15 protein-coding genes are annotated in these 14,018 nt (G+C 69.7%); 6 read left to right on the top strand and 9 right to left on the bottom strand.

All coding sequences use genetic code 11. The features are described from left to right. The first annotated feature begins 47 nt into the window (after window positions 1-47). The 5 genes from CCK91_RS15755 to CCK91_RS15735 all read left to right on the top strand — a co-directional run bounded on the left by CCK91_RS15755 (window position 48) and on the right by CCK91_RS15735 (window position 5,076). On the top strand, window positions 48-797 hold the full coding sequence (locus CCK91_RS15755) for a GNAT family N-acetyltransferase (protein ID WP_086474828.1): 750 nt from the start codon (window positions 48-50) through the stop codon (window positions 795-797). A 320-nt stretch (window positions 798-1,117) separates the two neighbouring features. After that, window positions 1,118-2,848: a dihydroxyacetone kinase family protein gene (locus CCK91_RS15750; protein ID WP_086475104.1), complete on the top strand. Its 1,731-nt coding sequence runs from the start codon at window positions 1,118-1,120 to the stop codon at window positions 2,846-2,848. A gap of 147 nt (window positions 2,849-2,995) precedes the next feature. Next, entirely contained in the window at window positions 2,996-3,457 is a 462-nt protein-coding gene (locus tag CCK91_RS15745) for a ribose-5-phosphate isomerase (protein ID WP_071258616.1), read from the top strand. Then, the gene (locus CCK91_RS15740; RefSeq protein ID WP_086474827.1) at window positions 3,457-4,260 is read left to right on the top strand and encodes a triose-phosphate isomerase family protein; all 804 of its coding nucleotides are present in this window, start codon (window positions 3,457-3,459) and stop codon (window positions 4,258-4,260) included. Before CCK91_RS15745 ends, CCK91_RS15740 begins: the two co-directional genes overlap by 1 nt. Window positions 4,261-4,362: 102 nt before the next feature. After that, a complete protein-coding gene (locus tag CCK91_RS15735) occupies window positions 4,363-5,076 on the top strand; it encodes a GntR family transcriptional regulator (protein WP_242664576.1) in 714 nt (237 codons plus the stop codon). Between the two features lie 157 nt (window positions 5,077-5,233). On the opposite strand, the gene CCK91_RS15730 is transcribed toward CCK91_RS15735, so the two are convergent. From CCK91_RS15730 to CCK91_RS15705, 6 genes are all read right to left on the bottom strand, one after another. Then, complete coding sequence (locus tag CCK91_RS15730; RefSeq protein WP_242664575.1) at window positions 5,234-6,607, bottom strand: MFS transporter; 1,374 nt, start codon at window positions 6,605-6,607, stop codon at window positions 5,234-5,236. Between the two features lie 220 nt (window positions 6,608-6,827). Beyond that, window positions 6,828-7,601 carry an SDR family NAD(P)-dependent oxidoreductase gene (locus tag CCK91_RS15725; RefSeq protein ID WP_086474826.1) on the bottom strand — a complete coding sequence of 258 codons (774 nt, stop codon included), beginning with the start codon at window positions 7,599-7,601 and terminating at the stop codon, window positions 6,828-6,830. A gap of 75 nt (window positions 7,602-7,676) precedes the next feature. Beyond that, window positions 7,677-8,630: a 3-hydroxyacyl-CoA dehydrogenase family protein gene (locus CCK91_RS15720; protein ID WP_086474825.1), complete on the bottom strand. Its 954-nt coding sequence runs from the start codon at window positions 8,628-8,630 to the stop codon at window positions 7,677-7,679. Between the two features lie 27 nt (window positions 8,631-8,657). Then, window positions 8,658-9,611, bottom strand: coding sequence for a sugar phosphate isomerase/epimerase family protein (locus tag CCK91_RS15715; protein ID WP_064295680.1), 954 nt, complete (start codon window positions 9,609-9,611; stop codon window positions 8,658-8,660). Window positions 9,612-9,884: 273 nt separating this feature from the next. After that, window positions 9,885-10,577 (bottom strand): LON peptidase substrate-binding domain-containing protein, encoded by a 693-nt coding sequence (locus tag CCK91_RS15710; protein ID WP_242664574.1) that lies wholly within the window; start codon window positions 10,575-10,577, stop codon window positions 9,885-9,887. 98 nt (window positions 10,578-10,675) lie between these two features. After that, window positions 10,676-10,897, bottom strand: a complete 222-nt coding sequence (locus CCK91_RS15705; RefSeq protein WP_086474824.1) for a hypothetical protein — start codon at window positions 10,895-10,897, stop codon at window positions 10,676-10,678. Between the two features lie 220 nt (window positions 10,898-11,117). Here CCK91_RS15705 and CCK91_RS15700 point away from each other — a divergent pair, with 220 nt between their 5' ends. Then, complete coding sequence (locus CCK91_RS15700; protein ID WP_124767435.1) at window positions 11,118-11,327, top strand: hypothetical protein; 210 nt, start codon at window positions 11,118-11,120, stop codon at window positions 11,325-11,327. A gap of 61 nt (window positions 11,328-11,388) precedes the next feature. Here CCK91_RS15700 and msrA read toward each other — a convergent pair whose 3' ends face one another. The 3 genes from msrA to CCK91_RS15685 form a co-directional block, all read right to left on the bottom strand. Continuing rightward, a complete protein-coding gene (gene msrA, locus CCK91_RS15695) occupies window positions 11,389-11,937 on the bottom strand; it encodes a peptide-methionine (S)-S-oxide reductase MsrA (RefSeq protein WP_064295677.1) in 549 nt (182 codons plus the stop codon). A 197-nt stretch (window positions 11,938-12,134) separates the two neighbouring features. Beyond that, the gene (locus tag CCK91_RS15690; RefSeq protein WP_086474823.1) at window positions 12,135-12,776 is read right to left on the bottom strand and encodes an MOSC domain-containing protein; all 642 of its coding nucleotides are present in this window, start codon (window positions 12,774-12,776) and stop codon (window positions 12,135-12,137) included. 93 nt (window positions 12,777-12,869) lie between these two features. Next, window positions 12,870-13,976 carry a LacI family DNA-binding transcriptional regulator gene (locus tag CCK91_RS15685; RefSeq protein WP_086474822.1) on the bottom strand — a complete coding sequence of 369 codons (1,107 nt, stop codon included), beginning with the start codon at window positions 13,974-13,976 and terminating at the stop codon, window positions 12,870-12,872. Window positions 13,977-14,018 lie beyond the last annotated feature (42 nt).

The following is a 14,018-nucleotide window of genomic DNA, read 5'->3' as shown; positions in this document are numbered from 1 at the left end:
TATCTTTTCAGGCCGAGCCCATGGGCGCGGTGCCTACCGTGGAGGACATGACCCGAGCAGAGCCCCTGGGCACGTCGTTCGCCCCCAGCCGTCGTCGGACGGCCGGAGCGACGGCCGAGCCTGCGGACCGGGTCCGGAGCGGGCTCGCCGCCGCGGTCCATGCTCTGCGTCCCTTGTTGCCGGCAGGTGTCTCACGTCCTCGGTTCCTCCGCGGGCCGCGGATCGAGGTTCCGGTCGACGCGCACCCGATCCGCACCGACCGGCTCGTCCTGCGTCGCCACCGGTTGGAGGACGCCGAGGCCTGGTACCGCATCCAGTCCACGCCCGAGGTCGTCGAGCACCTGCCGTGGCCCGTCCGCGATCGGGAGGCGTCCCGCGAGCACCTGCGTCACCGCGTCCGGCACAGCCGCCTCTGGCAGTCGGGCGACTTCCTCGCCCTGGCCGTCGAGCACGACGGGCGGCTCGTCGGAGACGTCTCGCTGCACCTCCGCGACGTCCAGCCCGCCGAGCGCTCGGTCGAGATCGGATGGGTCCTCGACCCCGCCGTCGGCGGACGTGGTCTCGCGAGCGAGGCTTCGGCGGCGATGATCGACCTGGCCTTCCGCGAGGTCGGGGCGAAGACGGTGACGGCCGTCATCGAGCCGGAGAACACCAGGTCCATCGCCCTCGCCGAGCGGCTCGGCTTCCTTCGGGCGACCGCACCGCGGCGGTCGTCGAGCATCACCTTCGCGATCACGCCCTCGCTCCTCGCCGCACGTCGCGCCGAGCGGACGGCGGGCAGCACCGGCCGGAGCTGATCGCCCGTCCGGGCGGCCGAACCTGCCGGGGCCGTGTCTCCCCCACACGCACCTCGGCAGGTTCAGCCGCCTGGACGGACGTCCCTGCTTCGCTCCCGTCCTGCTCCTCCACCCGGCGCCTTCCCCACCTGCCTGTCGCTTCCCCCAACTCAGGATCGGCGCGGCGCGTCGTGGCTCTGGCCCCCGGTCAGACGGCGACACGCCGCAGCGGTCCTGAGTTGGGGCACTGCCAGGGTTCCGGTCGGTTCCAATATCCTATAGGATTATCGCGATGTGCCGGCTTGCGCCGGATCGACGGACTCGATGACGAGGAGATGCAGATGACCAGGCTCTGGAACCGACCGGCCGACTTCGCGGATGAGATGGTGGACGGCTTCGTCCGAGCCAACGGACGCTGGGTACGCAAGGTCTCCGGCGGGGTGTCGCGCTCCACGAAGTCCGCGGAACCGGAGGTCGCCCTCGTGATCGGTGGCGGATCCGGGCACTACCCCGCTTTCGCCGGCCTCGTCGGACCGGGACTCGCCCACGGTGCGGCCATGGGCAACCTCTTCGCCTCACCGTCGGCACACCAGGTGGAGAGCGTCGTCCGCGCGAGCGAACAGGGACGGGGTGTCCTCCTCAGCTACGGCAACTACGCCGGCGACGTCTTGCACTTCACCGCCGCCCAGGACGCCGTGCGCGCCGACGGCATCGACTGCCGCACCGTCACCGTGACCGACGACATCTTCAGCGCCCCGCCCACCGAACTCGAGAAGCGGCGCGGGATCGCGGGCGACCTCACCGTCTTCAAGGTCGCGGGCGGCGCTGCCGCTGGTGGGTACTCCATCGACGACGTCGAGCGCGTGGCGATCCTCGCCAACGCCCGGACCCGTTCGATGGGCGTCGCGTTCTCCGGGTGCACGCTGCCCGGTGCCGACGAACCGTTGTTCTCCGTACCGGAGGGACGGATGGCCGTCGGGCTCGGCATCCACGGCGAGCCCGGTATCGACGAGACCGACATCCCCTCCGCGGACGGATTGGCGGAGTTGTTCGTGCACCACCTCCTGAACGAGGCCGAGATCCCGGAGGGCATCACGCCGAACGGCGCACGCGTCGTCCCGATCCTCAACGGCCTCGGCTCCGTGAAGTCGGAGGAGCTGTTCGTCGTCTACGACCGCATCGCCTCCCTGCTGGAGGACGCCGGGATCACCCTCGTCGACCCGCAGGTCGGTGAGTTCTGCACGAGCTTCGACATGGCCGGCGTCTCACTCACCCTGCTCTGGGTGGACGAGGAGCTGGAGCGACTGTGGAGTGCTGCTGCGGACACGCCCGCGTTCCGCACGGGCGCCGTCGACTCCGGCGCACTCGAGACTGTCGCTGCCGACGACACCGAGGACGTCGCCTTCGTGGTCCCGGACGCCTCGCCCGAGTCGCAGGAGTCGGCGGCCGTGGTTGCCGCCGCGATCTCCGCGATCCACGAGCTGCTTGCGGAACACGCGGACGAGCTGGGACGCCTCGACGCCATCGTCGGCGACGGCGACCACGGCATCGGCATGGACCGCGGGGCGACCGCCGCCGCCGCCGAGGCCGAGCGCCTGCGCGAGGCCGGGGCCGGCGTGGCGACCGTCCTCGACCGCTCGGGCGACGCCTGGTCGGACCGCGCCGGTGGCACCTCGGGCGCCCTGTGGGGCGTCATGCTCCGCACCCTCGGCGAGCGCCTCGGCGACGCCGAGCGCCCGACCGCCACCGCCGTGAGCGAGGGCGTGACCGCAGCGAAGGACGCCGTCATGCGCTATGGCAAGGCCTCCGTCGGCGACAAGACGCTCGTCGACGCCCTCGTCCCGTTCGCCGACACGCTCGCCGAGCGCGTCACCGCCGGCGACGACCTCTCGACCGCCTGGACCACGGCGGCGGCAGCGGCCACCACCGCGGCACACGACACGGCCGGTCTCATGCCCGGCATGGGCCGAGCCCGCTCGCACGGCTCGAAGGCCGTCGGCGTCGAGGACCCCGGAGCCGTCTCCCTCGCCCTCATCGTCGAGCGTGTCGGCACCCTGCTCGCCGAGCGCTGACGCCCGCTCCACCGACAGACACTCCGCTCCCTGAACAGACACCCCGCTCCCTGAACAGACACCCCGCTCCCTGAAGCGACATCTCCGTCCCTGAAGCGACACCCCGGTCCCTGAGCTTGTCGAAGGGCCAACCACGAAAGGCACACCATGACCCGCACCTGGCGAATCGTCATCGGCTCCGATGACGCCGGCTACGACTACAAGGAGATCCTCAAGCGCGACCTCGAGGCGAGCGACCTGGTCGCCTCAGTGGTCGACGTCGGGGTCGACGCCGACGGCCACACCAACTACCCGACCGTCGCGGTGACCGCTGCCGAGATCGTCGCCCGCGGCGAGGCCGACCGCGCACTGCTCATCTGCGGCACGGGCCTCGGCGTCGCGATCGCGGCGAACAAGGTCCAGGGCATCCGAGCCGTCACCGCGCATGACGGCTTCTCCGTCGAACGCGGGGTGCTCTCGAACGACGCCCAGGTGCTCTGCATGGGCCAGCGGGTCGTCGGCATCGAACTCGCCCGCCGCAACGTGCGCGAGTGGCTCACCTACGAGTTCGACGCCTCGAGCGCGTCGAACGACAAGGTGCAGGAGATCAGCGCGTACGAAGCGTCCTGATGTCAGGACGTCCCAGACTCGTCGGCGTGAGCCTGAAGATGTACTTCGGGCACGCGCAGACGCTCGACTGGTGCTCGGTCGTCGCGGGGGTGTCGGCCGAGCACCACGCACTCCGATCCGGCGCTGCGGAGCTGTTCGTCATCCCCGGATACCTCTCGGTGATCGGCGCGGTGGAGCGACTCCGCGGCGTCGCAGCCGTGGGGGCTCAGGACCTCGCGACCGAGGACGCCGGGGCGTTCACCGGCGAGGTGAGCGGCGCCGAGCTCCGCGAGGTCGGCTGCGAGGTCGTCGAGGTCGGGCACGCCGAGCGACGCCGACTGTTCGGCGAGACGCCCGACGTCGTCCGCGCGAAGACGACCGCCGCGCTCCGCAACAGGCTCGCGCCGGTGCTGTGCATCGGGGAGGCCGAGCACGGATACGCCGAGGTGGCGGCCGCGGAGTGCGTCGCACAGCTCGACGACGCCCTGGCAGGGGCGGTCGGTGCCGGGATCGTGGGCCGCATCATCGTCGCCTACGAACCGCACTGGGCCATCGGCGCCACCGAAGCCGCGAGTCCAGCCCACATCCGCGCGGTGTGCCTCCGGCTGCGCGGCCACCTCGACGTCCTCGCCACAAGGGGTCTGGTCGACACCTCGTCGGCCGTCATCTACGGCGGGAGCGCCGGACCCGGCCTACTCACGACGATCGGCGACGCGGTCGACGGGGTCTTCCTCGGCCGCTTCGCCCACGATCCGGCTGCCCTCTCGCTGGTGCTCGACGAGGTGGACGGCCTCGACCGCGCGGGCTCCGACCTGCCGCGATGACGCCTGGAGGCCCCGTAAACTGGTCCTCGACGATCATCGCGGCCGCTCGACCGGAGGTTCCCCTCCGTGACGACGCCTCGAGCACACCCTTCGGAGGCTGCCGTGGTTGATGCCGTCTTCCCACTCGGCGCCTCCTCCTCGCTCGAGCGCCGCGGTCTCCGCGACCGCGTCTACGAGCTGGTGCTCGACATGCTCTTGAGCTCCGGCATCGAACCGGGTGCCCGCCTGTCGATCGACGCCATCGCCCGCGATCTCGACGTCTCGCCGACGCCGGTCCGCGAGGCACTCGTCCAGCTCGAGCGCACCGGGCTCGTCACCCGGGTCACCCACAAGGGCTACCGGGTGGCACCGCCGCTCGCCGACGACCAGCTCGAGTCGCTGTTCGACGCCCGCATCGTGCTCGAGAGCGGTGCCACCGCGCTGGCCGCCGCCCATGCCGACGAGCTCGTTCCGGCCCTCGAGGTCGCCCTTGAGCAGCACGTCGAGATGACCGCCAGGGTCCGCGCCGCTACGTCGGCCGGCGAGATCCCCGTCGCACTCCTCCGCGAGTACTTCGCGGTGGACTGGAACTTCCACCACCTCATCTTCGAGGGCACCCGCAACCCGTTCCTCCTCGACATGTCCGAGGGCATCTCCACCCGCGTGCACCGCATGCGCCAGACGGTCGAGACGGGTGTCACCGACGCCGACCAGGCGGTCGTCGAGCACCGCGCCATCCTCGACGCGTTCTCCGACGGCCCCGAGGCCGCCGCGGCGGCCATGCGCTCGCACATCGAGCTCGTGCGCACCCGCGCCCGCAGCGACGCCGAGCACTGAGCCGCCCTTCGACAGGCTCAGGGACCGAGTCCTCCGGTCCCCGAGCCGCCCAGCTTCGGTCCCCGAGCCGCCCTCCTCCGGTCCCTGAGCCTGTCGAAGGGCGCAGAACGGGGCCGACCGCCTGAGCGATCGACCCCGTCCGGGTGTTGCGTCGTGACTAGTGCGCCGTGCGGTTCGCCGTCGTCTCCAGCAGTTCGTCCGCCTTCGCCCCACGGAAGAACCGGGTGCAGTAGAGCATCGCGGCTGCGAGGAACGCGAACACCCCGAGCGAGACCACGCCCCACACGCCGCTGTCGGTCGGGACGCTCTCGTTGATGCCGGTGCGCATGATCGGGGCGACGAAGCCACCGAGGTTACCGAGCGAGTTGATGAGGCCGATGCCCGCCGCTGCAGCCGTTCCGGTGAGGAACGCCGTCGGGTAGGCCCACGTGATCGGCCCGACCGAGAGGAAGCTCGCCACCGCGATGGTGATGAACAGGATGCCGAGGATCGGCTGGTTGTTCGCGCCGGCCCAGGCCGAGGCCAGGATGAAGACGCCGGTGGAGAGGTAGAACATCGTTCCCCAGGTGCGACGACGGACGACCGTGTTCGCGTTCCGCCCCACGTAGTAGCAGGCGAACAGACCCACAAGCCACGGGATGGCCGCCACGAGACCGACCTGCCAGCCGACGTCCTGACCGATGAGGTTCGACACCTGCTGCGGGAGGTAGAACGTCGTGCCGTACACCGCGATCTGCAGGCAGAAGTAGATGATGGTGAAGTACCACACCTTCCAACTCGTCATCGCCTTGGCGATACCGGTCGGGCCGTCCGACTGCCGGACGGTGTCCTCGCGTTCCATCGCGGCCGTCAACGAGTCCTTCTCCTGTTGGTCCAGCCACTTCGCCTGTTGTGGCGAGTTGGTGAGGAAGTACAGCGCTGCGAACCCGGCCAGGATCGCCAGCATGCCCTCGGCGAAGAACATCACCTGCCAGCCGTGCCACGGGGTCAGGGCGTCACCGAAGCTGATGAGGCCACCACTCAGCGGGGCGCCGAGCATCTGCGAGAACGGCTGCGCCAGGTAGAAGATCGAGAACATCTGGACGCGGACCTTGTTCGGGAACCACTCCGACAGGAACATGATGACGCCGGGGAAGAGCCCGGCCTCGGTCACGCCGAGCAGGAAGCGCAGGACGATGAACATCGTGTCGTTCGTGGTGAACGCGAAGGCTGCGGCGACGATGCCCCAGGTCACCGCGATGCGGGCGAGCCAGAACCGGGCGCCGAACTTCTTCAGCAGCAGGTTGCTCGGGATCTCGAAGATCGCGTAGCCGATGAAGAAGATGCCGGCGCCGAGGGCGAAGGCACCGTTCGAGATGCCGCGGTCGACGCTGAGCGCCTCCTCGGCGAAGCCGACGTTCGTGCGGTCCAGGAACGCGACGAAGTACAGGATGACGAGCATCGGCATGAGGTGCTTCGACGCCTTGCGGATCGCCGACTTCAGCGCCGGATCGTTGGTCGATCCGATCGCCGGCGGATTGGGTGTGGACAAGACACTCTCCTTTGAGATGACTGGTGCGGGTGGGTGCTGCTGGCGCTACTGCTGCTGCTGCTGCTGGCGGTGGTCAGGAGACCATCGAGGGGATGATCATCCAGAGGCCGATGCCGACGAAGACGACGCCGAGACCGAGGAAGATCAACCGGGACTTGGTCCACTGACCGGTGAGGTGCTGCATGGTACTGCTCCGTTCGCTCGTGGTGCGTGTGGTGGATCAGTGCATGTAGAGGCCGCCGTCGACGTTCAGCGTCTGACCGGTGACGAAGCCGGCGTCCTCACTGATGAGGTAGGCGATGGCGGCGGCGATGTCGCGTGGGGTGCCGATGCGGGGCAGGACGCCGTCGGCGGCCATGGCCGTCTTGCGTTCCTCGGTGAGGGTGCCGCTCATGATGTCGGTGTCGATGGGTCCGGGCGAGATGGCGTTGACCGTGATGCCGTCGTGGCCGAGCTCGCGGGCGACGCTGCGGGTGAAGCCGATCACGCCGGCCTTCGCCGCCGAGTAGGCCGTCTTGCTGAAGGTGCCGCCGCCGCGCTGGGCGGAGACGGACGACAGGCTGACGACGCGACCGACGCCGTTCGACACCATCGACTCGACCGCACGGCGGGTCGTGTAGTGGACGCCGTTGAGGTTGATGTCGATGACGCGCTTCCACTCGTCGGCGCTCACCTCGAGGTAGGGCACGGGTGAGGCGACGCCCGCGAGGTTCACGAGGGCGACGAGCTGTGGGAGGGCGGCTTCGAGCGCGTCGAACGCGGCACGCACCTGCGCCTCGTCGGCGACGTTCGCGCCGGCGCCGGCCGCCTGCACCCCGTGCTGCTCCGCGATCTCGGCGGCGACCGCCTGCGCCGCAGCCTCGTCGAGGTCGATGATCCCGATGTTCCAGCCGAGTTCGGCGAGGTGGTGGGCTGAGGCGCGACCGATGCCGCGCGGGGAGGCTGCGCCGGTGAGGACGACGGTCTTGGATTCGGGGAAGGTGGTGGCGGTCATGGCCGGCCTTTCTGCGTGGGAGTGGAGAAGTCGGTGTCCGATCGAGTCGGACGTTGCGCTCGGTCGGCGCCGTGCTCAGTTGATGGGCGCGGGGCCGAGCTCGTCCATGAGCTGTTTGATCGCGACGTACGCCTTGTTGCGATAGGCGATCAGCTCGGGGGTGCGGTCGGCCGGGACGTCGAGGTAGCCGGCACCCGACTTGGTGCCGAACTTGCCGGCGTCGACGAGCTCCTTGAGGGAGTCCGGGGTGGCGAACCGTTCGGGCCACCGGGTCTGGAGCGACGCGTAGCAGAACGAGTACACGTCGAGTCCGGCCATGTCGGCGATCGCGAACGGACCGAAGACGGGGAGCCGGAAGCCGAAGGTGGTGCGGACGATCGTGTCGATGTCCTCGGGCGTCGCGACGCCCTCCTCGACGAGCTGCGTCGCCTCGTGGAACAGCGCGTACTGCAGGCGGTTGAGCACGAAGCCGGTCGCGTCCTTGACGCGGGCGGTCTCCTTGCCGGTCGCTGCGACGATCTCCTCGACGGTGGCGATCGCCGCATCGGCGGTGGTCTCGTGCGGGATGAGTTCGACACCGGGGATGAACGGGGCCGGGTTCGAGAAGTGGACGCCGAGGAACCGCTCCGGGTTCGTGACGGCCTCGGCGAGCGAACCGATGAGGATGGTCGAGGTGTTCGAGCCGATGATGGCGTCGGGCGAAGCGGCGGCGCTGATGCGACGGAGGGTCTCGTGCTTGATCTCGATCTTCTCGGGGACGGCCTCCTCGATGAAGTCGGCTCCGGTGACGGCCTCCTCGATGGACGCGGCGGGCGAGACGTTGGCGCGGATCCGATCCACGGCGTCGGCGGGGAAGAGTCCGTCGGCGACGAACTGCTCGGCCTCGGCGATGAGGCGGTCGTAGTTCTTGCGCGCGATCTCCTCTGAGATGTCGGCGATGCGGACGGTGGCGCCGGACAGCGCGAGCACCTGGGCGATGCCGCCGCCCATGTACCCCGATCCGACGACGGCGATGGTGTGTGTGGTCATGATGAAGCTCTCCTGTGGTCGTCTGGATCAGGCCTGCGGCAGCAGGGTCCTGATGTACTTCTGGTTGGTGGAGCACATCCCGAGGCTGTCGCCGCCGTAGTGCTCGGCCAGGATGATGCCGTTGAAGCCGAGCTCGACGGCGTCGCGGAAGACCTGGCGGTAGTTGATGAGCCCGGCCTCCATGGTGGAGGGCACGGACGTCGCCCAGCTGCCGTCGGCCGCCTCGTCGCGGGTGTAGTTCTTCACGTGCATGTAGTTGGCGTACGGCAGGGTCTTGGCGAACAGCTCGCGCCAGTCCTCCACCGGGCGGTGCAGGCGGATGAGGTTCGCGACGTCTGGGTTCAGGCCGACGTTGTCGAGCCCGACCTCTTCCACGAACCGGACCGCGCTGTCGGCGGTGCCGAGATAGGTGTCCTCGTAGAGCTCGAGTGCGAGCGGCAGGCCCACGTCGGCCGCGTGCTTGCCGAGTTCGCGGATGCGGCTGACGGCGGCGTTCCAGACCTCTGGGTCGTCGGGGTCCTTCGGGCCCTGCGCGGTCCAGAACCACAGCGCCTTGCGCTGCGCGTCGTTGAAGGGCTGGTGCAGGCCCGTGGAGAAGACCTGCATCCCCCACTCGGCGGCAGCGTCGATCGTGCGGTGCGCGTACTCGAGGTTGCGTTCCTCGTGGCCCGGCATGATCACGCTCTGTCGCTGCAGGTGGACGGACGGGACGCCGACGCCGTGCGACTTCGCGATCGCGAGGAACTCGTCGCGACGGGACGGTTCGAGGTCGGCGGGCCGGACGTGGCTGTCGGGCAGTTCGGCGAGCGTGAACCCGACGCCGGCGACCTGCGCGAAGAGGTCGTCCCAGGCTTCGGGTTCCGCGTCGTGCAGGGAGACGCCGTTGCGGTCGACGGGCGGGATGCCGTGCAGGCAGGTGGCGATGGGCCAGGTGTCGGCGGTCCACCGGGGGGTCGACGCGGTCGCGGTCGTATCCGTCATGATGCTCCATTGCGCTCAGGGACTGCTCGGGGCTGGTGCTCCCGGTCAAAAAGATCCTATAGGAAATAGTAAAGCGTTTCCACGAATCCGCAAGGGCACTTCGACAAGCTCAGTGACCGGCGGAGGGAGACTCAGTGACCGGCGGAGGGAGACTCAGTGACCGGCGGAGGGAGACCCAGTGACCGGCGGGGGCTCAGCGATCCGGGGGAAGCCACCCTCCGGTGGCCGAGTGCACTGCCGGTCACCGAGCCTGTCGAGGTGCGACGACGGGGCTCAGCCGCCGAGGATGTCCCAGTCCTCGTCGTCCGCGTCGGCGATGCCGCCCGCGATGAAGGCCTCGCCGGCCTCGGTGGCGCGATCGCGCACACCGACCAGGAGTTCCTCGAGCGACCCAGCCGAGAGGAACCGCATCTGGTCGATCTCGCTCACCGGCGCGATGCCCGCCAGCTGCCACGACGACTCCAGCGGGTCGTCGGCGAGCTCCACGACCGAGGCCCACTGCTGCTCACTGAACTCGCTGGCCACGGCGAGCGAACGCCGAACCGCCGCCTCGGTCTCGTCCCGCAGCGGCTCCCAGCGCTCCTCCCACTCCAGGTCGTCGAGCGTTCGGATCTCGGCACGTGGGTACGGGTCGTCGGGCAACCAGTCGGTCACCTCGAAGCGCTGACCACCCTCGGCGATCACCGCGACGAATCCCTCGCCGCCGTCGACCTCGACGATCTCGGCCACGGTCCCGGTGCGGAAGCGATGCTCACCGCCGCCCGTCTCCCGCCCGCGTTCGATGAGCACCACGCCGAACGCCGGATCCTCGGCCTCGAGCAGGTGGGCGAGCATGGTGAGGTAGCGCTCCTCGAAGAGCCGCAGGGCGAGCGGCATGTGCGGGAACAGCACGGAGCCGAGGGGGAACATCGGCAGTTCGAGGACTGGGAGGCCGGATGCCCAGGGCTCGGCACTGGAGTCGGTCATGTCAGCCCCCCTCCGTCTCGCAGGTCCACCGGGTACCGCCCGGCGGACCGCCCACCCGAACCGTGCTGCGATCATAGTCGCCGGACACCGGAGGCGACTCAGGCGGCGAGGACGGCACGCAGCGCCTGATCGAACCGGATCGCGCGATCGACCTCGACGGCCGTCTCGTAATCGGTTCCGCGCAAGGCGACGTGCAACGGCCAGTCCACGTCGATGAACCCGATGCGCCGGTCGCCCACGAAGACGCCGAAGCGGTCGGCCGTGAGCTGCTCGACCCAGGCTCGACGGAGTTCAGACGTCTCGCTGCCGGTGGAGCCCATGGGACGACCTCTCTCGGCGGGTGCAGCGACCGGATCCGGACAACCCCTCGAAGTATCTCGACTGTCTAGCTATCTCCGCCGTGCTTCATCATGACAGCACCGACGTCCGATGGACAACTCCATATCCATCAGACGAAACGAGCGCGCCTCGACGCCATCGTTGCGAGATCGTGGCGCGATGGTCCGCAGATCTTCAGGAACCCTCCGTAGGATGCTGATCGTGGGGTGGAAGTGGCCGTGGGGACGCAAGCGCATCGTCGATGCGCCGGTCGATGCCGGGTCCGACCCCTATCTCCAGTACCTCGAGTGGGTCCGCCTCGGGAAGCCGTCACTGGCATCACCAGACGATCCACCGCTGCAGTTCGACCCGCGGTTCGCGCCACGATTGGCGTCCGACGCCGTCAACTCCTCGCGGGCCGACGGCGTCTAAGCCTGCCGGTCCACGCACAGCACAGCGCCCGACACCGAGGTGCCGGGCGCTGTGGACGTGCTTACGCGGTGGCCTGCTCCGCGACCTCGGCGCGGCGCGGGAGCTTCCAGCCCGGGCGCACGAAGTGGCAGGTGTAGCCCCACGGGATGCGCTCCAGGTAGTCCTGGTGCTCCGGCTCGGCCTCCCAGAACTCGGACACCGGCTCGACCTCGGTGACGACCTTGCCGGGCCACAGCCCTGAGGCGTCGACGTCGGCGATCGTGTCGCGCGCGACGCGCTCCTGCTCGGGCGAGGTGAAGAAGATCGCCGAACGGTAGCTCAGGCCGACGTCGTTGCCCTGACGGTTCTTCGTCGACGGGTCGTGGATCTGGAAGAAGAACTCCAGGAGTTCGCGGAAGGACAGCTTGCTCGGGTCGAAGACGACCTCGAGGGCCTCCGCGTGGGTGCCGTGGTTGCGGTAGGTGGCGTTGGCGACGTCGCCACCGCTGTAGCCCACGCGCGTCGACTTCACACCCGGCATCTTCCGGACGAGGTCTTCCATGCCCCAGAAGCATCCGCCGGCCAGCACCGCGCGCTCGGTCGTCGTGCTCTGCTCGTCTGCTGCACTCATCGTGACTCCTCCTTCGTGCCGAGCACCGTGCGGGGTCCCCGCGTGCTCCGGTCTTCGGCTCCATGGTATGCAACAGCGTCCGCTTCCGGACTGTTCCGGGTGCCCAGCTTGCACTCAGCTTCCTGGCACGTGCCCGCGCTCGCGGCACGCCTTGCACGCAGTGCCGCGAACCTGGACACGTGCCCGCGCGGGGCGATTCAGCGCTTGCGGCGGAGCTGCTTGATCGATTCGTGGATCTCGGGGGCCAGCGCCACGGTGCCGGACTGCTCCGACTGCTCGAGGGCGACCGCCTGCGCCTCGTCCGCCGCGGCGAACCAGGACGCGATGGTCACGCCGTGGCCGGGCTGTCGGACGATCTCGATCGGGTCGCCTGCCTGCACCGTCCCACTCTTGACCACCTTGAGGTAGGCGCCGGGCCGTGCTGCGTCGGCGAAGCGCTTCACCCATCGGGGCTCACCCAAGCGCCGCTGGAAGGTGCCGCACGGGGTGCGCGGGCAGGTCACCTCGACGACGAGGGTGTCGCCGATCCGCCAGCGTTCACCGATCTCGGCACCGTTCACGTCGAGCCCCTGCGTGCGGAGGTTCTCGCCGAACAGCCCCGGCGTGATCTGCCGACCGAGCTCGCCCTCCCAGAACCGCGCGTCCTCCTCGGCGTAGGCGTAGAGCGCCTTCGTGAGGCCGCCGTGGTGTTTACGGTCGGCCTGCACGTCGCCGTACAACCCCATCGGCCGCACGTGCAGCGGTTCGTCGACCGGGCGCTTGTCGATCGCGGTGACACCGATCGAGCCGTCGTCCATCTGGAGGGCTTCGACGCGACAGAGGGCGAGGAGTTCAGACATGTGACCAGTCTGCCGTGTCCTCCGCGACCGTCCCGACGACGGGGCCGGTGCGGCTCAGGCGGAGGGCCCTGCGGAGCGGCCAGGCGGACTGGCTCAGGCGGACTCGCGGACGACGAGCGAGACACCCACCGAGCGTCGGACGGACGGCCCCGAGAGCGGGAGCGTGCCGGACATCATGCCGTCGAGCAGTTCGAGACTGTGCCGTGCAATGTCGCCCTTGTCGACGGCCACGCTCGTGAGCTCAGGGGTGACGAAGCGACCGAGGTCGAGTCCGTCGATACCGATGACGGCGACGTCCTCCGGCACGCTGACCCCGGCACGGGCGAGGCCCTTGAGCACGCCGACCGCCATGACGTCGTTGAAGACGAGCACGGCGTCGACGTCGGGCATCGCGGCGCGGCACCGCAGGGCGGCCGAGACCCCGCCCTGGTGGGTGTCCTCCGCCCAGGTCTCCGACGCCTCCGACCACGGCAAGCCGTGCTCCTCGAGGAACGCGCGGTACGCGAGACGCCGTCCGGACGGTTCCGCCGAGGCGTCGATCATGGCGATCGACCGGCGGCCGGTCGCGACGAAGTGGGCGAGCGCCTGTCGGATGCCGTCCTCGAAGTCGATGTCGACGCCCGCCACCTGCAGCGCGGGTTCCGAGCCGGACGAGTCCGCTCCGGCCTCGGACTCGTCTGGCCGGTGGTCGCCGAGGGAGACGAACGGGATCGTGGCGAAGGCGCCCTGGAGCGCTCCGTGGTCGGCACCGTTGCGCCCGACGACCGCGTCGACCTGCCGTGCGAGTTCGGCGAGCTGCGCACGTTCCGCGTCGGGGAGGTCCGGTCCACGATCCGCGGCGGCGGGCCGCTCGCCCGATGCGTTCGCCGCTCCCCCGACCTCGGCGACCAACACGGTCCATCCCCGCTCGGCCGCCTGCTGCACGAGCGCGGCCGCGAGCTCCGGGTAGTAGGGGTTCCGCAGGTCGTCGACGACAAGTCCGAGCGTCGTGGTCCGGCCGCTCACCAGGTGCTGCGCGGCGCGGTTCGGACGGTAGTTCAGCGAGGCCGCGACCTCGACGACCCGTTGTCTGGTGGCGTCGCTGACGTCGCGCATCCCGTTGAGTGCGCGGGTCACGGTCTGGCGCGAGACACCGGCGACCCGGGCGACGTCGATGATCGTCGCTCGCGCCGGAGCGTGATCATCGCGGGGCCTGGTCATGGTCACATCGTACTGATACGCTCGCACCGTGAACGTTCACGG

Source organism: Plantibacter elymi (nom. nud.) (assembly GCF_900177795.1).
Classification (GTDB): domain Bacteria; phylum Actinomycetota; class Actinomycetes; order Actinomycetales; family Microbacteriaceae; genus Plantibacter; species Plantibacter elymi.
The sequence above is the reverse complement of the archived record's forward strand: the minus strand, read 5'-3'. Positions and strand labels throughout refer to the sequence as shown.

Coding starts and splice junctions, on each gene's coding strand:
- CCK91_RS15755 (WP_086474828.1), top strand. CDS start 48: ATGACCCGAGCAGAGCCCCTGGGCACGTCGTTCGCCCCCAGCCGTCGT.
- CCK91_RS15750 (WP_086475104.1), top strand. CDS start 1,118: ATGACCAGGCTCTGGAACCGACCGGCCGACTTCGCGGATGAGATGGTG.
- CCK91_RS15745 (WP_071258616.1), top strand. CDS start 2,996: ATGACCCGCACCTGGCGAATCGTCATCGGCTCCGATGACGCCGGCTAC.
- CCK91_RS15740 (WP_086474827.1), top strand. CDS start 3,457: ATGTCAGGACGTCCCAGACTCGTCGGCGTGAGCCTGAAGATGTACTTC.
- CCK91_RS15725 (WP_086474826.1), bottom strand. CDS start 7,601: ATGACCGCCACCACCTTCCCCGAATCCAAGACCGTCGTCCTCACCGGC.
- CCK91_RS15720 (WP_086474825.1), bottom strand. CDS start 8,630: ATGACCACACACACCATCGCCGTCGTCGGATCGGGGTACATGGGCGGC.
- CCK91_RS15715 (WP_064295680.1), bottom strand. CDS start 9,611: ATGACGGATACGACCGCGACCGCGTCGACCCCCCGGTGGACCGCCGAC.
- CCK91_RS15710 (WP_242664574.1), bottom strand. CDS start 10,577: ATGACCGACTCCAGTGCCGAGCCCTGGGCATCCGGCCTCCCAGTCCTC.
- CCK91_RS15705 (WP_086474824.1), bottom strand. CDS start 10,897: ATGGGCTCCACCGGCAGCGAGACGTCTGAACTCCGTCGAGCCTGGGTC.
- msrA (WP_064295677.1), bottom strand. CDS start 11,937: ATGAGTGCAGCAGACGAGCAGAGCACGACGACCGAGCGCGCGGTGCTG.
- CCK91_RS15690 (WP_086474823.1), bottom strand. CDS start 12,776: ATGTCTGAACTCCTCGCCCTCTGTCGCGTCGAAGCCCTCCAGATGGAC.
- CCK91_RS15685 (WP_086474822.1), bottom strand. CDS start 13,976: ATGACCAGGCCCCGCGATGATCACGCTCCGGCGCGAGCGACGATCATC.